Source organism: Streptomyces viridifaciens (genome assembly GCF_001888885.2).
In the GTDB taxonomy this organism is placed as follows: domain Bacteria; phylum Actinomycetota; class Actinomycetes; order Streptomycetales; family Streptomycetaceae; genus Kitasatospora; species Kitasatospora aureofaciens.
The window spans coordinates 693,220-712,710 of sequence record NZ_CP090840.1; the positions used below are offsets into that span (position 1 = coordinate 693,220).

Here is a 19,491-nt window from a genome sequence, read left to right on the forward strand (position 1 = left end):
TCACCCAAGGCCCCCCGTGGCTCGATGCCGTGTCGAAGTGTTGATTGGCACTGTCACATCCCTGTCCTGCCGGCGCGGCGTGCCGCCTGTCCGGCGGCGCGGCGGGCGGCTGCCCGGGCGGTGGCCGCGCCGACCGCCCCGTCGGGTTCATCGGTGTGCTTGCGGTCGATGGCCTCGGCGAGGGCCCGTGCGGACGGGTACCGGAACATGTCCACCAGGGAGAGCCCGCTGTCCCGGTGTTCGAGGAGCTTGGCCCTGGCCACCACCACGAGCAGCGAGTTGCCGCCGAGTTCGAAGAAGCTGTCGTCCAGGCCCACCCGCTCCACGCCGAGGACCTCGCGCCACACGTCGGTGACCAGTCGTTCGGTCTCGTTCGTGGGAGGTGCGTACGCCGTCGCGCTTCGCGGGCGCGCGTCCGACAGGTCGGGCAGCGCCTTGCGGTCGACCTTCCCGTTCGGGGTCAGCGGCACGGTGTCGATGGGGTGGAGCGCGCTGGGCAGCATGTAGCCGGGCAGCCGTGCAGCGAGGAAGCCGCGCAGTTCGGTGACGGCTGTGGAGCGGTCCTGGGCCGGTACGTAGTAGCCGATGATCCGCTGCTCCGCGCCGGTGCCCCGGATGACGGCGACCGCCGAGCGGACCCCCGGGTGTGCGGCGAGTGCCGTCTCGATCTCGCCGAGTTCGATGCGGTGGCCGTGCAGCTTCACCTGGTCGTCGAGCCGGCCGAGGAACTCCAGTTCGCCGCCGGAGGTCCAGCGGGCCAGGTCGCCCGTCCGGTAGAGCCGTGCGCCGGGCAGGCCGACGAACGGGTCGGGCTGGAAGCGTTCGGCGGTCACGTCGGCGCGGTCGAGGTAGCCGCGGACCACGCCCGCCCCGCCGAGCAGCAGTTCTCCGGGGACGCCCGTGGGGCACAGCCGTGCGTCGCGGTCGACCACGTAGGCGCGGACGTTGGCCAGCGGGCGCCCGATGGACACCGCGCCGCCGTCGGGGCGGATCTGCGAGGTGGTCGCCCAGACCGCGGCCTCGGTCGGCCCGTACATGTTGTGGACCGTGCCCTTGACGGCGTCGGCGAGTTCGCGGGCCAGGTCGGCGGGGAGCGCTTCCCCGCCCACCAGCAGCCGGCTGAGCCGGGGCAGTTCGGCGCGGGTGTCCTGGTCCGCCAGCAGCGCGCGGGCCAGGGACGGGGTGCACTGCAGGTGCGTCACCGCGTGCTCGCGCATCTGGTCGGCGATCGGCTCCTCGGCCTTGGCCAGGGCGGCGTCCCTGCGTTCCTCGCTGATCTCCCGGACGGTGGTCAGGTGGGTCAGGGCGTCCAGTGCCGCCTTCTCGTCGACGCCGAAGTCGATCAGGCAGGCGACCTCGTCGACGCCGGCGGCCTTCATCCGGTCCACCATGTCGGCGCACACCTGCGGGGTGCCGAGCAGGCTGGCGGTCGCGAAGAACCGTTCGAAGGCCCGGTCGACCAGCTCCCGCAGTTCCTCGGGCGGCAGCGCCTTGAAGTCCTCGGCGCTGCCGGTGGTGGCGCCGAGCGAGGCGATCAGGTCGAAGGAGGTCTCCAGGTACCGGCTCATCGGCTCCCGGACCAGCTCCCGGACCTCGTCGAGGTCCGGACCGACGAAGGTGTGGACCATGACCGCCACGTGGCCGTCCCCGGCGTGCCCGTGCTCGCGCCAGGTCTTGCGGTACAGCGCGATCTTCTCGGCCAGCTCCTCCAGGTTGTGCCCGAGGAGGTGGGTGAGCACCCCGGTGCCGGCCTCGCCGGCCATCCGGAAGGTCTCCGGATGCTTGGCGCTGGTCAGCCACACCGGCAGCTCCGACTGGACGGGCCGGGGGAACACCCCGACCTCGACCTCGGCGCCGACGCCGTTGGGGCGCGTCACCTTCTCGCCGCGCCACAGCTTGCGGACCTGCGCGAGGCCGTCCATCATCAGCTGCTTGCGCTGGTGGAAGCGCTCCGGTGCCAGGACGAAGTCGTTGGCGTGCCAGCCCGAGGCGAGGGAGATGCCGACCCGGCCGGCGGAGAGGTTGTCCACGGCGGACCATTCCTCGGCCACCCGCAACGGGTCGTGCAACGGCATCACCACGCTGCCCGCGCGTACCTGGACCCGCTCGGTGGTGGCGGCGACGGCCGCCGCCATCACCGAGGGGTTCGGGTACAGCCCGCCGAACTGGTGGAAGTGGCGCTCGGGGGTCCACACGGCCGTGAAGCCGTTGCGGTCGGCGAACTTCGCGCCCTCCAGCAGCAGCCGGTAGCGGTCCTCGGAGCTGGCCTCGGAGTCACTGCCGAAGTAGAGCAGGCTGAAGTCGATCTCGCGGGTCCGGGCGCCGGCCACCGCGGCGGAGGCCGCGGCGACCGCGGCCGAGGCCAGGGGCGGCTCGGCGCGCAGCACGATGCGGTGGCCGTGCGTCAGGGCCCACAGCAGCTCGACCACGGAGATGTCGAAGGAGACGCTGGTCACCGCGAGCCAGGTGCTGGGCTCGTCGGTCCCGAAGGCCTCGTCCATCCCGGCGAAGAGGTTGGCCACGTTGCGGTGGGTGACCATGACTCCCTTCGGCCGTCCGGTGGACCCGGAGGTGTAGATCACGTACGCCAGGTTGTCGGGGGTGGGCGCCGACGGCTCGCCGTCGGCCGGGCCCTGCGGCTGCCCGGTGAGGTCGGGCACCACGACCTGGGCGGCGCCGAGCCGGCCGGCGGCCGCGGCGGACCTGGAGTCCGCGACGACCAGCCGCACGCCCGCGTCGGCGACCATGAAGGCCAGCCGGTCGCGCGGGTAGCCGGGGTCCAGCGGGAGGTAGGCGGCGCCCGCCTTGAGGATCCCCAGCAGGGTGACCATCAGCAGGGAGGTGCGGCCCAGGTGGACCCCGACCGGCTCGTCCGGTGCCACGCCGAGGCGGCGCAGCTGGGCGGCGAACCGGTCGGCGAGGTGGTCGAGTTCGCGGTAGGTCAGGGTGGTGTCGGAGGCCACCAGGGCGACCTCGTCGGGCGTCGCGGCCACCCGCTGCGCCAGCAGCAGGTGCACCAGGGCGGCGTCGGGGACGCCGGCCGGGGTGCCGGACTGCCAGTCGGTGAGGGTGGCGAGTTCGCCCGGCGGCAGCACCGTCAGCTCGTCGACGGGCCGGTCGGGGGTCTGTGCGGCGGCGGTCACGACCTGGACGTAACGCTGGGCGATCCGCTCGGCGGTCGTGGCCTCGAACAGGTCGGTGCTGTACTCCAGGCGGCCGGTCACGCCGGCCGGGTTGCGGGTGAGGCTGAGCGTGAGGTCGAAGCGCGCCGCGCCGGTATCGCCCAGTACCTGCCGCACCTGGCAGCCGTCCAGGCGCAGGCCCGATCCCTCGTCCTCGTAGCGGTAGCTGAACAGCACCTGGAACAGCGGGTTCTGGGCGAGGTCGCGGTCGGGGTGCAGTTCTTCGACGAGTTTCTCGAACGGCAGGTCCTGGTGGGCCAGCGCGCCCTTGACCTCCTCCCACAGGCGCTGGATCAGCTCGCGGAACGTCGGGCCGGACCCGAGGTCGCAGCGCAGCACCAGGGTGTTGGTGAAGAACCCGATGAGGCGGGCCAGTTCGGGCCGTTCCCGTCCGGAGACCGGGGTGCCGACCACGACCTCGTCCTCGCCGACGTGCGCCCGCAGCAGGACCGCGAACGCGGCGAGCAGGACGCTGTAGAGCGTGACGCCCTCCGCCCGGCCCAGCTCTTCGAGCCGCTGGACCGCTGTCGGTGGCAGGTCGAAGGTGAGCGCGGCGCCGCGGTAGCTCTGCACCGGCGGGCGCGGGTGGTCGGTGGGCAGGTTCCGGGCGGGCATGTCGGCCAGCCGGTCCGTCCAGTACGCCAGCAGCCGGTCGAGTTCGGGCCCGGCGAGGGTGTTCTGCTGCCAGTCGGCGAAGTCGGCGTACTGCATGGGCAGGTCGGGCTCGGGCCGTACCCGGCCGCCCAGGGCGGCCAGGTACTGGACCTCGAGTTCCTTGCCGAGCGTGCCGACCGACGGCGCGTCGCAGGCGAGGTGGTGCACGGTGAGCAGCAGGCGGTGCTGCTGCTCACCGAGGCGCAGCAGGCGGGCCCGGATGACCCGGCCGGCGACCAGGTCGAACGGGGCTCCGGCTTCCTCGTCCGCGAGCCGTGCCACCTCGTGCGCCGAGCGGCCGGGTGCGGTCAGGTCGACGACGGGGATGGACACCGGCGCGGGTGGCAGGACCACCTGGCGCGGGGTGCCCGCGGTCGAGCGGAAGGCGGTGCGCAGGATCTCGTGGCGCCGCACGACTTCGGTCAGCGCCTGTTCGAGGGCGGTGTGGTGCAGCGGGCCGGTGATGTCGTAGCCGAGCGGGACGTTGTAGACCGCGCTGCCCGGCTGCAGCTGGTCGAGGAACCACAGTCGCTGTTGCGCGTACGACAGCGGGGCCCAGTCGTCCTCTCCCCCGGTCCCGGGTTCGATGGCTGTGCTCACTGCTGCACCTCGGTTCCGGTGCGGCGGGCGCGCGGCTTGATCGGGGCGGTCCTGGGCGCTGCGGTCGCCGTGGTCACGGCGTCCGCCAGGCCGGCCACCGTGGGCCGCTGGAGGAACGCGGCGATCGGCACCTCGACGCCGAAGGCCTCGTTGACCTGGGCCACCAGTCGGGCTGCCATCAGGGAGTGGCCGCCGGCGCGGAAGAAGTCGTCCGCGCGCCCGATCGGCTGGTCGTGGAGCAGCGCGGACGCGAGCTGTGCGACGCGTTCCTCGGTGGGGGTGCGCGGCGCCTGCTCGGCCTCGGGTTCGACCGGGGTGCTCGGGGTCAGGGCGACCAGCGCGTCGTGGTCGATCTTGCCGTGCTCGGTGAGCGGCAGGGTGTCGAGCACGACGATCCGGTCGGGCACCATGTACACGGGCACCCGGTCGCGCAGAAACGCCAGCAGCTTCTCCTCGGCGAGGGACTCGTCCTGGCCGTCGGCGCAGGCGTAGGCCACCAGTGAGGCCTCGGCGCCCGGTGCGAAGGCGCGGGCGACGACCACGGCGTCGCGCACGTCCGGGTGTTCCCGGAGCGTGGCCGCGACCTCTTCGGGCTCGATCCGGAAGCCCCGGATCTTGACCTGCTCGTCCGCGCGGCCGAGGAACTCCAGCTGCCCGTCGGGGCGCCAGCGCACGACGTCGCCGGTGCGGTACAGGCGTGCGCCGGGCCGGTCGGTGAACGGGTCGGTGGGGAAGCTCTGGGCGGTGAGCTCGGAGCGGTTGACGTAGCCGCGGGCCACCGCGGTGCCGCCGAGGTACAGCTCGCCGCGAACACCGGTGGGCACGGGTTGTCCCTCGGCGTCCAGGACGTGGGCGTCGATGCCGCTGATCGGCCGGCCGATGGCCGGGCGCAGCCCGTCCGGGTCCGGCGGCACCGGGCCGGCCGTGGCCACGACGGTGTTCTCGGTCGGTCCGTAGTGGTTGTGGAGGCGGAACGGCAGTCCGGCGGGGGGCGCGGCCGGCAGCACGTCGCCGCCGGTCAGCAGGGTGCGCAGCGCGGTGTCGGCCGGCCACGGCTCGTTCAGGACGGCCGCGGCGACGGGGGTGGGCAGGAACGCCGCGGTGATCCGTTCCTCGGTGAGCCAGCGCACCAGTTCGGCGGGTGCGGCCCGCAGGTGCGGCGGGACGACGCTCAGGGTGGCGCCGGCCGCGAGGGTGGGCCAGATCTCCCAGGTCGACGCGTCGAAGCCAGGGCTGGCGAACAGCGTGGTGCGGTCGTCCGGGCCGAGGGCGTACTCGTCCACGTGCCAGGCGACCAGGTTGGCGAGCCCGCGGTGTTCCAGGGCCACGCCCTTGGGCCGGCCGGTGGATCCCGAGGTGTAGATGAGGTACGCCAACCGCTCGGGGGTGGCGGGCTCGGTGCGGAGCGGCGCGTGCGGGTTGTCGGCGGCCAGGTCGAGGATCTGGAGGTTCTGCGCGGAGGCGGGCAGCTGCGGGCGCGTACGGGGGGTGACCAGGACCGTGCGCACGCCGGCGTCCTGCAGGATGTAGGCGGCCCGCTCGGCCGGGTAGCTCGGGTCCACGGGCAGGTAGCTGCCGCCGGCCAGGAGTGCCGCGAGTTCGCCGATCACCAGCTCGGCGGAGCGGTCGGCGTAGACGGCCACCGGCTCCTCGGTGGTGAGGCCGGATTCGTGCAGCTCGTGGGCCAGGGCGCCGGCGCGGCGCCACAGTTCTCCGTAGCTGAGCTGTCCTCCCGGCCAGCGCACCGCGACGGCCTGCGGCCGGGCCTGTGCCTGACGGGCGATCAGGTCGGTGACCGGCTGGGAGGCGGCCGCGGCGGGCCCGTGGGTCCAGCGCTCCAGCTGTCGCGCCTCCTCCTGCGGGAGCAGGCGCAGCGCGCCGATCCGGGTGCCCGGCTCGGCGACCGCGTTGGTGAGCAGGGTCAGGTAGTGGGTGACCATCCGCTCCATGGTGGCTTCGTCGAACAGGTCGGAGGAGTGCTCCCAGATCATGTAGAGGTCGTCGTCCTCGGGACGGGCCTCCCGGCCGAGGCGCTGCTCGGCCCGCGGGATCACGATCACGTTGAGGTCGGCCTTGGCGGTGCGGTTGGAGCGTTCGGTGACCCTGCCGGTGAGTCCGCCGAAGTCGATGTCGGGGACCGCGGAGTCGTGGAAGCTGAACATGACCTGGAACAGCGGTGTGCGGGAGGGGTCGCGGACCGGGTCGATGGCGTCGATCACCGAGTCCACCGGGGTGTCGGACCAGGCGAGCGTCTCGGCGACGCTCTGGCGCACCTGGGCCAGCAGGTCGTTGAACGTCTGGTCGGGCGACACCTTGGTGCGCAGGACCAGCGTGTTGACGAGCATGCCGAGCAGTGGTTCCAGCTCGGGGATGGTGCGGTTGGCCGCGCCGGTGCCCACGAGCATGTCCTGCTGTCCCGTGTAGCGGTAGAGCAGGGCCGCGAAGCCGGTGTACATGGTGGAGAACAGCGACACCCGGTTCTCGCGGCTGAAGGAGCGCAGCGCGCGGGCGAGTTCGGCCGGGATGAGGATGCGCGGGGCCCGGCCGCGGAAGGTCATCACCGGTGGGCGCGGCCGGTCGGCGGGCAGCTCCAGGATGTGCGGGGCGCCGGCCAGTCGGGCGGTCCAGTGGTCGACGTGGGCGCGCAGTACGTCGCCGCTCATGAAGTCGCGCTGCCAGAGCGCGTAGTCCGCGTACTGGACGACCAGCTCGGGCAGCGGTGAGGGCTTCCCGGCGAGGAAGGCCGGGTAGATGGCGCGGAACTCGGACAGGAACATCGACAGCGACCAGCCGTCGTGGACGAAGTGGTGCTCCACGTGGAGGAAGGTGTTCTGTCCGTTGCCGTGCCGCAGCAGGACCCAGCGGGCCAGCGGTGGCTTGGTCAGGTCGAACGGCTCGCGCAGTTGCTCGGCGACGACCTCGTCGGCCTGTTCGGCGGGGACGTCGAGGACCTTCAGCGAGGCCTTGACGTCCGCCTGCGGGAGCTGGCGGCCCACGCCCCCGACGGCGACGAAGACGGTGCGCAGGACCTCGTGCCGGCGGACGATCTCGTCGAGCGTGGCGCGCATGGCCTCGACGTCGACCTCGCCCTGCATGGACACGGTGGCCTGGAAGTTGTAGGCCAGGTTGCCGGGCGAGAGCTGCTCGAAGAAGAAGACGCGCTCCTGCGGCAGGGACAGCGGGATCGGCCGGCTCCGGTCGCCGCGGCGCACCGGCGGCGGGACCGGCGCGATCGCCGGGGCGGGGGTGTGGCTGCCGTCGGTGACGGCGGAGCGCTGGTCGATGATCGCGGCGAGGGCGGCGACGGTGGGCGCGTCGAACAGCTCTGGCACGGTCACCACGGTGTGCAGCTCGGCCCCGATGCGGCCCGCCAGGCCGGCGACGAGCAGCGAGTTGCCGCCCAGGGCGAAGAAGTCGTCGTGCGCGCCGACCTCGGTGCCGCCGAGCAGCCTGGACACGATCCCCGCCAGGGCCACTTCGGTCGGGGTGCGGGGTGCGGCGGCGACGTCGGCCAGGCCGGCGGCCGTGCGGTCGGGGGCGGGCAGCGCGGCGCGGTCGACCTTGCCGTTGGGGGTCAGCGGCAGGGCGGGCAGTACTACGAGCGCCGCCGGCACCATGTAGCGGGGCAGTCGGGCTGCGACGAAGTCGACCAGTTCGGCCGTGGGAGCGCCGGTGACGACGTAGCCGACCAGGCGCGCGTCGGGGCGGCCGGAGTGCTCGACCGCCACGAAGGCGTCCCGGACGCCGGGGTGCTGCTTGAGCACCGTGGCCACCTCGCCGGGCTCGATGCGGAACCCGCGGATCTTGGCCTGGTCGTCATAGCGGCCGATGTACTCGAAGACCCCGTCCGGGCGGCGGCGGACCTTGTCGCCGGTGCGGTACATCCGCTGCCCGGGGGCGCCGATGTCGGGTACGAACGCCGCCGCCGTGGCTGCCGGGTCGTTCAGGTATCCACGGGCCACGCACGCGCCGGCCAGGCACAGTTCGCCGGCTTCGCCGTCGGGCACCGGGTCGAGTCCGTCGAGCACGTAGCAGCGCACGCCGTCGACGGGCACGCCGATCGGCGGCGGCACGGGTCCTCCCGCCACCACCTCGCCGGCCGTCACCTTCACGGTGGCTTCGGTCGGCCCGTAGAGGTTGATCACGGTGAACGGCAGGCCGTCCGGCACGCCGCGCTGCATCGCGGAGCCGCCGGTGTGCAGGAACCGGAGCACGGTGTGCGCCGGCCAGGTCTCGTCGAGGACGGCCTCGGCCAGCGGTGTGGGCAGGAAGGTCACGGTGATCTGCTCGTCGGCCAGCCAGGCGGCGAGCGCGGGGGGCGAGGTGCGCACCTCGGCGGGCGGCACCACCAGCGTGGCGCCGGCGGTCAGGGTGAACCAGATGTCCTGGACGGACACGTCGAATCCGGGACTGGCCAACAGGGTCGAGCGGTCCTCCCGCAGCGTCCGGTAGGTCCGGTGGTGCCAGTGCATCAGGTTGGCCAGGCTCGCGTGGGTCACCGCGACGCCCTTGGGCTGGCCGGTGGAACCCGACGTGTAGATCACGTAGGCCAGTTCGGCGCCGGTCAGCCGGGGCGGTGCCAGGACGGTGGCGTCGGACGGTTCCTTCGTCAGGTCGACCACCAGGACGTCGTCGCCCAGCGGTGCCCCACCGGACACCAGCGCCTCGGTGCTGAGGACCGCGACGGCGCCGGAGACCTCCAGCAGTTGGCGGATGCGCGCGGCGGGGTGGGCCGGGTCCAGCGGCAGGTAGGCCGCGCCCGCGAGCAGGACGGCCAGCTCGGCGACCACCAGTTCCGCCGACCGGTCGGCGTAGACGGCCACGACGCTGTCCTGGCCCGCCCCGCGCTGGTTGAGCTCGGTCGCCAGGGCGGAGGCGTGTGCGGCGAGGCTGCGGTAGGTCAGCCTCCGGTCGCCGTCCTGCACCGCGATCGCGTCCGGTGCCTCGGCCAGCCGGGCGTGGAATTCATTGAGCACCATTTCGCACGTACCCTTCACTGCTGGGAGTGGGCGGCTGCACCGGCTTGCTCCACGGCTTGGCGCAGGCTCAGCGGGCGCATGTCAGTCCAGACCTCGCCGATGTGGGCCAGGCATTCGGCCTTGGAACCGCTGACGTCGGCGCCGCGCCAGCCGAGGGGCAGGTCCCGGTCGGCGGGCCAGATCGAGTACTGTTCCTCGTCGTTGAGCACGACCACGTAGGACTGGGCTTCGCCGTCCATGGGTTCCTCCGGTTCGGCGGGATACGGATTGATCTGCTGCTGGTCGTGCCCCCTGCGGCCGTCATGTCGGGCGTCGCGGGCGTGGACGCGGGGATGACGGGCACGGCGAAACGCTGCGGGACGCCGCGAGGACGAGGTGGGTCCGGAGCCTCGCGACCGGGTTCCTTCGAGTGCGGCTCGGAAACGGCCGGCCGCCTCGGCACCGTCAAGGCAACCGGAGCACCGCACGTGCGCTGACCGACGAGCCGCGGTCGCGTGCGGACTCCGGGACCACGGCTGTTGGAGAACCACCACCCCTCATGCGTTCCACTCCGACAGCATGGGTCTCATTGGTTCCCGGCAATAGAGTATGGCGATTACTCCGGCAGTCCGTTAGGTCAAGGATTGGGCGGTTAGGCGGAGTTCGCCGGCCGACGGCGGGAGCCGGCGGTGACCGGCCGCGGGGTCAGCCGTGTTCCCTGCGGCCGTGCCCTTCCTGGTGAACTCGAACACCGCTGAGCGCCAGGTCCCGTCGCCGTCCGACACGCTGGTGAAGTCGGCCGGCAGGTGAGTCCGGAACACCCTCGGCAGGGCCTGGTGCCCGGCCGCGTTGACCTGCCGCTCCCACGCCGCGTGTGCGGCCTGGTCCGTGTCGGGTGGCGGTGGTGAGCACGATGACCGCCCCGGCCGGGCGCCACCTCCGGACCGACGGCTCCTCGGTGCGTCCCGGCTCCTCCACCGCGGAATGGGTCCGATCGCGCAAGCTCGGCCGGGTGGTCTCGTCACGTGCCGCGCACGGTCGGTGTCAGGGATGGCGCCACCACAAACTGAGAGCCACCTGTAGGGCTCTCACCAAACCCGCGACACGCGGAAAGCATTCCGCAGGAACAGCAACTCCCTCACCCCATCCGCGAAACCACCAGCTCAGAACCCCACCAGACAGAGCCGACCCACCCAGCCCACAACCTTCTCGACCAACCAGCGCAACCCCGGCCCACCCTCACCCAAGCCCGCGCTCGGGCCGGCGCCGTGCCGCAGATGCCTGCCCTCGGCGTCGGCCAGGAGCACCGAGACCAGGACCTCCTCCGGGGCCAGGTCCTCGATCGCGCGGGCCATGCCCTCCAGCACCTCGGTCAGGGGCGCTTGCCGGGCGATCTGCTCCAGCAACACGCGGTGCTCGGCGGTGAGCCGCTGGGCGTGCTTGATCTGGGTCGTCTCCACCCCGATGACCCGAACCCCCGTAACGTTGCCGCCGGCGTCCCGGCGCGGCTCGTAGGTGAAGTCGAAGAACGCCTCGCGCGCCGCAGCCGAAGAGCCGAGCATCACCGCGCCTCGCGCCCCACGTACCGCTGCCCGGTGCGGTAGACCCGGTCCAGCAAGGTGATGAAGCCCTGCTCGACCAGTTCGGGCATCAGCAGACCAAGCGGCTCCCCGGTGCGGATCCGCTGCGCGCCGCCGATCGCGGCGCAGAACGCGTCGTTGGCCGCCTCCACCATGTGCGCGGGCCCTGCCAGGGACGCGAAGACGGCCGTCGACTGGCCGAACAGAGACCGAAGATCCTCTTGCTGCGGAGCGGGTGGGCGCGCAGTTCGGTGATGCGGCCCACCGCCCGGGCGTCGTGCGCGGCCAGGTCGATCACCGAGGGCTTGGGGTCGGCGAAGCAGACCGCGTCCACGGCGGCCACGTCGATACCCTCGGTGAGCAGCCGGCTGTTGCAGAGGATGTCGCGCTCCTCGCCGGTGTGGGCCTTGCACTCCGCGAACGCGGCCCGCCGGTCCCGCGACGGCACCACACCATGTCCGACCCCTGCGCGCTCGGACGACACGCCGTGCTCTCAGGGGCGACTGGCGGAGCCGCTCCTCGTGGGCGCCATGCAGCCCTACCCGGACGTGCCGCCCCGGGCCGCCGCGTTATGCCCGATCGCCCGACCCGACGGAGACACGCGCCGAGGTGGCGCTACGCGGGCTGCGGGGCGGGCGGCGCGGAAGCCGCAGCGATCGTGCGGGTCTCACGCATGATCAGCAGGCCGTTGACCACCATGAGTGTCCCGGTCAGGCCGTGGACGCCGAGCGCGGTCGCCACGGAGCCGTGGTGGGCCAGCACGGTGGTCATGTCGCCGTACGCGGCGAGGGCCTCCACCAGCAGCGCCCAGCCCAGCGCCCTGCGATGGCCCGTCACCAGCAGGATGCCCAGGACCAGGGCCAGGACGACGTCGCGTATTCCCTTGATGATCAGGAACCCGCCACCGTCGCCGGACGGCCAGCTCGGCAGGCCGAAGCTCGGCGCCGTCGTCCCCGGGCTCAGGATGAACTCCCCGCCGAACCAGAGGATGAAGAGGATGAAGGCGGCGACCAGGACGGTGTTGATCTTCTTCAGTGACATTGCTCTGCTCCCTGCGAGGCTTGGTGAGCTTGTGAACTCGGTGAGTCTGGTGAGAACTCGGCGAGTCTCGTGCGGGGCCCGGTCAGCCGCCCGTTTCGCACGGGGCTGATCGAGCGGCAGCGCCGGGTCCGAGGCGGTTGGCGGCCCGGGGCGGGTGAGGATTTCCATGAGATGTCCGTCGGGGTCGCGGAAGTAGACGCCCCTGCGGCCTTCGATGTGCATGCTGCGATAGATCTGCCCGCTCTCCTGGCACGCGGGATCGCCGTAGTGGGCGATCCCGCCGTGCTGGATGCGGGCGAGGGCCGCGTCGAACTCCTGGTCTCCCACCATGAACGCGTAGTGGTGCGGCTCGAAGTCGTCGAGCCGGTCGTAGTCCAGGCTGATTTGGTTGGCCAGCGTGACCGGTGTGAAGTGCGCCACCGGCGGATCGACCCTCAGGCCCAGGATGTCGGCCAGGAACTGGGCCGAGGCTTGCGGGTCACGGGCGGGCACGATGGTGTGGTTCAGTTCCACGAGCATAGTGACTCCTTTTCGGGTACGGCGGCTGCGCGTGGCGGGGTTGCTCGGTGGCCCGGCAGGGTGCCGGATGCGGTACCGCCCGGGGGAGGGCACGGCCTCTCCGCCCGTCCTCCCGCGGCTACGGCTCCGGCGTCATACCTCGATCTGCTCGAAGACGTGCGGGTACGACACGATGTCGTCGGGGAACTCGGCGGCCATGCGCTGGAACTCCGGGCTGCCGAACGCCGCGGCGAGAGCCCCGGTCGACTCCCAGACCGCGACGTTCATCAGGAGTCGACTGCCCGCTGTTCCCCTGTGCATCTGCAGGGAGACGAACCCCGGCTGAGCCTTCATGAACTCCGACTGCCTCCGAAAGAGGGTCAGGAACGCTTCGGTCCTTTCCTTCGGAACGACGAACGTGTTGGCCAGGACGACGGACCCGGTCTTCTCCCTGAACTGCGCGAACATCGACGTGTTCGGGTCCAGACTGTGCAGCTCGGCCATCTTCGGTACTCCCTCTCGCTTTCGGTCGTCACGCGTCCAGACATGCCAACGCTTGTTGGTCAACGCGTGTTGGCAAACGTAGAGCTGCGGCCCTGGACTGTCAACACGTGTTGGCCTACTGTTGTTGGCATGACCGGCAGCACGGAGAACCAGCAGGCCGCCCGGCGTTCCGACGCCACCCGCGCCACGATCCTCGCCGCCGCCCGCGAGCGGTTCGCGGCGGACGGCTACGAGAAGGCGACCATCCGGGCCATCGCGCGCGACGCGAACATCGACCCGTCGATGGTGATGCGCTACTACGGCAACAAGGCCGGCCTGTTCGCGGCGGCCGTCGCCATCGACCCCGGGCTGCCGAGCCTGTCCGTCGAACCGCGCGAGGCGATCGGCCGAACGCTGGTGCGCCACTTCCTCACCCTGTGGGAGGAGAACGGGGAGCTCACCGCGCTGATCCGGGTCGGCGCCACCGACCCGGCCGCCGCCGAGCGCATGCAGAGCGTCCTCCGGGAGCAGCTGATCCCGCTCGCCCGCCGGGTGGGCCCGGCACCGGAGCAGGCGCCGGCGCGGGCGGCACTGTGCGCTTCGGCCGTGCTGGGGCTCGCGCTGACCCGCTACGTACTACGGTTCCCCGAGAGCATGGCACTCGGCCACAACGAGATCGTCGACTGGCTCGGGCCCACGCTTCAGCGCTACCTCACCGCACCCACCCCCTGACCAACGCACTCAGCGCAGGGCGACCAGGTCGCGGATCTGGGCCGCGGGCGGCTTCGGGGAGGCGGTGAAGTCGAACTCCTCCAGGGTGACCTGCTGTTCGAACTTCGCTTTCTGCTGGCGCCGTTGGAATGCGACGGTCTCGCGGCGGGTGATCTCGTCCTGGCAGAGGACCTTCAGGAAGTCCAGGTGGCCGAGTTCGCCGCCGTGGGCCTGGATCAGCCGCGCGTCGAGTTCTCCAGCATCCCGGACAGTCGCAGGACCTTGAGTGACTTGCGCAGGGCGGTGTCCATCACGCTCATCGACGGCCGCCTCCTCGGCGTCATCGCGGCCCGGGGTGCCCTCGGGCTCGCCGGCGATCCGGGAGGGGATGCTCGCGGCGAACAGGCCCTCGGGCCCGTGAAGGAAGGCCGCGGCCCCGGCGTCGCCGGTCTCCGGCTCGGGGTCGGTCTCGGTGCCCCGCGATCAGGATGCCCTTGACGGTCAGGCCGCCAAGTTCGCCCGCACCTGGGCGATCCTGAGTGAACGTCCAAACCCCCACACCGACAGTGCCGAAGTAGCCCGGCTGCGTCGTCAGGCGAAGTGTTCGTTCCACCGACCTGACGGTGCGACAGGCAGATGCCGCCCCAGTCGAGATCCACCACGTGCGAGACGCCACCTTCGCCGAGGACGCCCGGCGGGCCACTACCCACTACCACTACCGCTGGCCGTGATGGGACGAGAGTGTCGCCCTGCGCCGCCACAGCGGTCAACGCGCTTGGAATTCCGCATGGTTGACGGTGGAGAGCCGCTTCCCGAGGACCGCCCGCAGGGCCGCTGAACTGCGGCACGAGGCCCGCCCCGGCCCGCGGGGCGGCCAATTCTGTGGATTCGCCAGTCGAGTGGCCCTGCCGCCCCGGGACGGAGCGTCGCGCTGGGGAATCCACAGAATTGGCCGTTGCCGCAGGACCGTGATCCAGCCGCCGGCCCCTCACCACAGGTCTGCGGCATCCACACAGTTGGCGGCCGTTCGACAACAGCAACTCACTTGCCAACCAGTGGTGTTGACACCCATTCGGCGCTGCGGGACCGTCGACCCCTGCCGACGGCCCGGCACCCCGCACCCGGTGTGTCCGCCGTCCGCACCGGCGAGCCGCGCCGGAAACCCCAACCCCCCACCCCCTTCCCGGAGACAGACATGCCCTTCCCCACCGCCCGTTCCCGCACCACGCTCGTCCTGGCCGCCGCGGTGGCCGGCGCGACCACAGCCGCCGCGCTCACGGCCGGCACCAGCGCCTCGGCCGCCGCCACCCTCCCCTCGCCCGACCACATCGTCGTGGTAATGCTGGAGAACCACGCCTACGGGCAGATCATCGGCAGTTCGGACGCCCCCTTCCTCAACTCGCTCGCCACCGGAGGTGCCCTGCTCAAGGCCTCGTACGGGATCACCCACCCCAGCCAGCCGAACTACTTCGCGGTGTTCTCCGGCAGCACCCAGGGAATCACCGACGACTCCTGCTACTCCCCCGGCTTCAGCAAGGCGCCCAACCTGGCGTCCGAGCTGAGCGCGGCCGGAAAGAGCTGGGGCAGCTACAGCGAAGCCCTGCCCAGCCAGGGGTCCACCACCTGCAGCAGCGGCAACTACGCCCGCAAACACGCCCCCTGGGTGGGCTTCGGCAACATCCCCGGCTCCACCGAGCACACCTTCGCGCAGTTCCCCTCGGACTACGGCACACTGCCCAAGGTCTCCTTCGTCATCCCCGACCTCTGCAGCGACATGCACAACTGCTCGGTGGGCACCGGGGACTCCTGGCTGAAGAACAAGCTGGGCGGCTACGCCTCCTGGGCCAGGAGCCACAACAGCCTGCTGGTCGTCACCTACGACGAGGACGATCGCAACAGCGGCAACCACATCCCCACCCTGATCTACGGACAGCCCGCCAGGGCGGGTGCCACCAGCAGCACCTCGTACAACCACTACGACCTGCTGCACACCCTGGAGGACCTGGCCGGCACCGGCGCACACGCCGGCAAGTCCACCTCGGCCACCGACATCACCGGCGTCTGGAACTGACCGTGTACCTCGCGGACAGCCGTCACACCCCAGTGTCCGACACCGCCCCGGCCCCACGGCCGGGGCGGCCCGCGCGGATCGCCACCACCGTGCTCGCGCTCGGGACCGTCAGCCTCGTCACGGACGTCTCCTCCGAGATGGTCACCGCCGTGCTCCCGCTCTACCTGGTCACCGTCATGGCCGTGTCCCCCCTGGGATTCGGCGTGCTGGACGGCGTCTACAACGGCGCGACCGTCGTGATCCGGCTGCTCGGCGGGCTGCTCGCCGACCGGCCTGGCGGGCACGACGCCCACGGCCACGGCACCGACGGTCACGGGCGGCACAAGGCCGTCGCGGCCGCCGGGTACGGGCTCTCGGCGCTGTGCAAACCGGCGCTGCTGCTCGCCCGCACCACACCGGTGCTCGGCCTGGTCCTCGCCGTGGACCGGGCCGGCAAGGGGCTGCGCACCGCCCCGCGCGACGCGCTGATCTCCCTGTCCACCCCGCCCGAGCGCCGCGCCCGCGCGTTCGGCGTGCACCGGGCGATGGACACCGTCGGGGCGCTGGCCGGACCGCTGCTGGCATTCCTGATCCTGCGCGCCGCCCCGGGCGGCTACCACGCGGTCTTCACGGTCAGCGCCTGCGTCGCGGCGCTCGGCGTCCTGGTGCTCGTCCGGTGCGTGCCCGCCCGCCCCGGGGGCATGGTCGGCGGCGTACTCCCGCTGCCGGCCGGACGGCCTGTCGCCCGGCTGCTGCGCCTGCCCGGCCTGCGGCGGGTCTGCCTGTGCGCGGCACTGCTCGGACTCGCCACCCTCAGCGACTCCTTCGTCTACCTGTTCGCCCAGCGGCGCCTGGGCCTGCCGGCCGGCTGGTTCCCGCTGCTGCCGCTCGGCACGGCCGCGGTCTACCTGCTGCTCGCGGTACCGCTGGGTGCGGCCGGTGACCGGTACGGCCGGCGGCGGGTGTTCGTCCTGGGGCACCTGGCGCTGCTGTCCGGGTACGCACTCCTGTTGCTGCGCCCGGCCGGCGGGCTGCCGGTCGCCGCGGTCGTCCTCACCCTGCACGGCCTGTTCTACGCCGCGACCGACGGGATGCTCGCGGCCGCCACGGCCGCCGTCGTGCCCGCGTCCCGGCAGGGGGCCGGCCTGGCGCTGGTGAGCACGGGCCAGGCCGCCGGCCGCTTCGGCTGCTCGCTGACGGTGGGGGTGCTGTGGGCGCGGTGGGGGGACGGCGCGGCCCTGGCGGCGATGACGGCCGCGCTGGCCGGGGCGGTGGCCGTGGCGGCGTACGTGCTGCGGCCGGGCCCGGCGCGCGGGAAGGAGGCGGCGTGAGCGGCGGGCGCAGGTTCCTCGTCCTGCTCGCGGCGGTCGCGCTGCTGGCGGCGACCGGCACGCTGGCGGTGCTGCACGCCGCCGGGCAGGCCCGCGGCGCCCGGGCGGACGGGCCGCCGGTGCGGGCCGGGACGGTGACGCTCGGCGCCCAGCCGGACGGCCCCCGCCTGGTATTCCGCAGCATGACCTGGGGCCCCGACCGCGACGAGCTGGCCTCCGTCCCGCTCCGGCACCCGGACGACACCCGCACCGCGGCGTCCGCCCCCACCTGTCTGCGCTTCCACGCGGCGGCGGGAACCGGAATCTGCCTGCAGGCGGTACACGGGCTCGTCCAGGACGGCTACCGCGCCGTGGTCCTGGACGCGGCCCTGCACGAGGTGCGCCACTACGACCTGGCCGGGATACCGACCCGTGCCCGGGTGTCGCCCTCCGGACACCTGGTGCGTGGACGGTCTTCCTCAGCGGGGACTCCTACGCCGGCGGCTCCTTCTCCACCCGCACCTCCGTCCTGGACACCCGCACCTGGACGCTCCAGGAGAACCTGGAGGACGACGCCGTCACCCTCGACGGCGCGCCCTACCGCTCTCCGGACGTCAACGTCTGGGGCGTGACCTTCGCCGACGACGAACGGTTCTACGCCACCGTGGCCACCGGCGGCCGCACCTACCTGGCCGCCGGCGACGTCACCCGCCGCACGCTCACCACCGTGCACGGCAACGTCGAGTGCCCCTCGCTGTCCCCCGACGGCACCCGGATCGCGTACAAGAAGCGCGTGCCCGGCCTGCCGGACGACGCGCCCTGGCGGCTGTACGTGCTGGACCTGCGGACCATGGCGGAGAGCGCCACCGCCGAGCAGCGCGACGTCGACGACCAGGCGCTGTGGCTGGACGGGCGGACCCTCGCGTACGCACTGCCGGGCGACGACGGCACCGACGTGTGGAGCGTCCCGGCCGACGGATCCGGGGCGCCCGCCCTCCTGGTGCACGCCGCCCTGGCACCGGCCGTCGTCCGCTGACACCGCCCTTCGACACCCCTGACGTGTCGTCAACCGTGCTTCGGCGGGGCGACGTACATGCGGCGCCCCGCCGAAGGCCGCTCACGGCCGGGGTGGTCAGCCGGCCCGCGGCGGCACCGGCGCGAGGTCCTCGTTCCACTCCCACGACAGCCCGTAGATGCCGGGGGTGGCGTCCGGGAACACGGCACAGGCATGGCCGACCGGGGAGACCCTCAGCTGTTCGTCGCTGGACGGCGGCGCGTCGTGCTGCGGGCGCCAGAGCGCGGCGCACCCGGCCGGGAGGTCCGCCGGGTCGAAGAGCGCCCGCAGGACCAGGTTCTTCCCGGGGAAGCGCACCATGCGCTGGTAGTGGGTGGCGACCTGCTTCGAGGGATAGGCGTAGCTGTACTCGACGACCGTGCACTGCCCGGGCCCGAGCACCAGGTCGAGGAGCAACTCCGCTGCGGCCAGGCCGCGTTCGCGGTCCACCCGGCGCCTCCCGAGTCGGCAGCCGACCAGGTCGGACAGGCCGAGGTCGGCACCGGCGGACATCTCGGGCTTGGCCTGGGTGAGCAGGATCAGCCGGTCGACGCCCGCGGCCAGGGCACGGACCACCTGCACGACGTCCACCCGGCGCTCCTCCCGCCGAGCGCCGATGTGCACGTCGACCCGGGTGTGCAGGGTCTCCAGCCGGGCGTTGGTGCGCGGGTCGAGGTCGGCCAGGACGCCTTCCACGGCCGGATCGCCGAAGGTGCTGGCGTAGTCGAGCGAACCAGGGACGTGCTCCACCCAGCGCCCGCGTGGACGGCGCGGGCCGAGCAGGACAACCAGTTCGTCCCGGTGCAGGCCCAGCACCTCCTCCAGCACCCGCACCGCCGCCAGCGAGTCCGGCCGTTCGGGTCTGCTGCGGCCGCGCTGCCAGTAGCTCAGGCTGGAGACGCTGACCTGAACGCCACGCCGGTCGAGGCGACGCTGGATCCCTTCCAGGCTCAGCCCGCTGGCGCGGATCGCCGTGCGCAGCGCGAGGTCGAACGGCCCGGTGCGCAGGGCCTGGAGGAGTTCGGGGCGACGCGCGGGGCCGACGGGCCGAAAGGGTGGACCGGGCACGGTGTCCTCACTCTCCCCGGAGACCACTGCCGGGCGGCGGTCGCTCCGGCGGAGTCCCACGATGGCAGCGAAATCTACCGCCGGACGGCACCTCGGGAACCCCTGCTCGCAGATCCTTCACCTCCTCCGTCCGTCACCCGACCGGTCGATGTGGTCCTGGGGTATGCCTGTTGAAGTCCACGAAGCCGCGCCACATGTCCCGGCCGAACGGGACGAGTGCCTGCAGCGCGCCGCCCTGTCCGGCGCTGATGTCGATCGAGCAGTCAGGCCGCGCGTTTACGCAAAGGCTCACGTGGGGGGCC

12 protein-coding genes and 3 pseudogenes are annotated in these 19,491 nt (G+C 72.5%); 4 read left to right on the plus strand and 11 right to left on the minus strand.

Going from position 1 to position 19,491, the window contains the following annotated elements:
* Window positions 1-53: 53 nt before the first annotated feature.
* From BOQ63_RS03155 to BOQ63_RS03195, 9 genes and pseudogenes are all read right to left on the minus strand, one after another.
* Complete coding sequence (locus BOQ63_RS03155; RefSeq protein ID WP_454130843.1) at window positions 54-4,436, minus strand: MupA/Atu3671 family FMN-dependent luciferase-like monooxygenase; 4,383 nt, start codon at window positions 4,434-4,436, stop codon at window positions 54-56.
* Window positions 4,433-9,415, minus strand: a complete 4,983-nt coding sequence (locus BOQ63_RS03160; protein ID WP_072653338.1) for a non-ribosomal peptide synthetase — start codon at window positions 9,413-9,415, stop codon at window positions 4,433-4,435. The genes BOQ63_RS03155 and BOQ63_RS03160 overlap by 4 nt, the downstream gene beginning before the upstream one ends.
* A gap of 14 nt (window positions 9,416-9,429) precedes the next feature.
* On the minus strand, window positions 9,430-9,654 hold the full coding sequence (locus tag BOQ63_RS03165; protein ID WP_030555172.1) for an MbtH family protein: 225 nt from the start codon (window positions 9,652-9,654) through the stop codon (window positions 9,430-9,432).
* Window positions 9,655-10,557: 903 nt separating this feature from the next.
* Window positions 10,558-10,956 (minus strand): hypothetical protein, encoded by a 399-nt coding sequence (locus BOQ63_RS03170; RefSeq protein WP_360465738.1) that lies wholly within the window; start codon window positions 10,954-10,956, stop codon window positions 10,558-10,560.
* Window positions 10,956-11,129 carry a hypothetical protein gene (locus BOQ63_RS03175; RefSeq protein ID WP_359795737.1) on the minus strand — a complete coding sequence of 58 codons (174 nt, stop codon included), beginning with the start codon at window positions 11,127-11,129 and terminating at the stop codon, window positions 10,956-10,958. The genes BOQ63_RS03170 and BOQ63_RS03175 overlap by 1 nt, the downstream gene beginning before the upstream one ends.
* On the minus strand, window positions 11,045-11,458 hold the full coding sequence (locus BOQ63_RS03180) for a helicase-related protein (RefSeq protein ID WP_079183375.1): 414 nt from the start codon (window positions 11,456-11,458) through the stop codon (window positions 11,045-11,047). Before BOQ63_RS03180 ends, BOQ63_RS03175 begins: the two co-directional genes overlap by 85 nt.
* 131 nt (window positions 11,459-11,589) lie before the next feature.
* Window positions 11,590-12,015: a DUF4267 domain-containing protein gene (locus BOQ63_RS03185; RefSeq protein WP_030555275.1), complete on the minus strand. Its 426-nt coding sequence runs from the start codon at window positions 12,013-12,015 to the stop codon at window positions 11,590-11,592.
* A 171-nt stretch (window positions 12,016-12,186) separates the two neighbouring features.
* Window positions 12,187-12,534 (minus strand): annotated as a pseudogene (locus tag BOQ63_RS03190) (VOC family protein); the annotation flags it as partial.
* A gap of 132 nt (window positions 12,535-12,666) precedes the next feature.
* Window positions 12,667-13,017 (minus strand): antibiotic biosynthesis monooxygenase family protein, encoded by a 351-nt coding sequence (locus BOQ63_RS03195; RefSeq protein ID WP_030555175.1) that lies wholly within the window; start codon window positions 13,015-13,017, stop codon window positions 12,667-12,669.
* A 129-nt stretch (window positions 13,018-13,146) separates the two neighbouring features.
* Between BOQ63_RS03195 and BOQ63_RS03200 the strand changes: the two genes are divergently transcribed.
* On the plus strand, window positions 13,147-13,728 hold the full coding sequence (locus BOQ63_RS03200; RefSeq protein ID WP_030555177.1) for a TetR/AcrR family transcriptional regulator: 582 nt from the start codon (window positions 13,147-13,149) through the stop codon (window positions 13,726-13,728).
* A gap of 12 nt (window positions 13,729-13,740) precedes the next feature.
* Here BOQ63_RS03200 and BOQ63_RS03205 read toward each other — a convergent pair.
* Window positions 13,741-14,027, minus strand: a pseudogene (locus tag BOQ63_RS03205) (ATP-binding protein); the annotation flags it as partial.
* A gap of 875 nt (window positions 14,028-14,902) precedes the next feature.
* Here BOQ63_RS03205 and BOQ63_RS03210 point away from each other — a divergent pair.
* From BOQ63_RS03210 to BOQ63_RS03220, 3 genes and pseudogenes are all read left to right on the plus strand, one after another.
* Window positions 14,903-15,778, plus strand: a complete 876-nt coding sequence (locus tag BOQ63_RS03210; RefSeq protein WP_072653339.1) for an alkaline phosphatase family protein — start codon at window positions 14,903-14,905, stop codon at window positions 15,776-15,778.
* A gap of 2 nt (window positions 15,779-15,780) precedes the next feature.
* Window positions 15,781-17,088, plus strand: coding sequence for an MFS transporter (locus tag BOQ63_RS03215; RefSeq protein ID WP_454130847.1), 1,308 nt, complete (start codon window positions 15,781-15,783; stop codon window positions 17,086-17,088).
* Window positions 17,085-18,103, plus strand: a pseudogene (locus BOQ63_RS03220) (TolB family protein). Before BOQ63_RS03215 ends, BOQ63_RS03220 begins: the two are co-directional and overlap by 4 nt.
* A 96-nt stretch (window positions 18,104-18,199) precedes the next feature.
* Here the strand turns inward: BOQ63_RS03220 and BOQ63_RS03225 are convergent.
* Complete coding sequence (locus BOQ63_RS03225) at window positions 18,200-19,189, minus strand: helix-turn-helix domain-containing protein (RefSeq protein ID WP_072653846.1); 990 nt, start codon at window positions 19,187-19,189, stop codon at window positions 18,200-18,202.
* Between the last annotated feature and the right edge of the window lie 302 nt (window positions 19,190-19,491).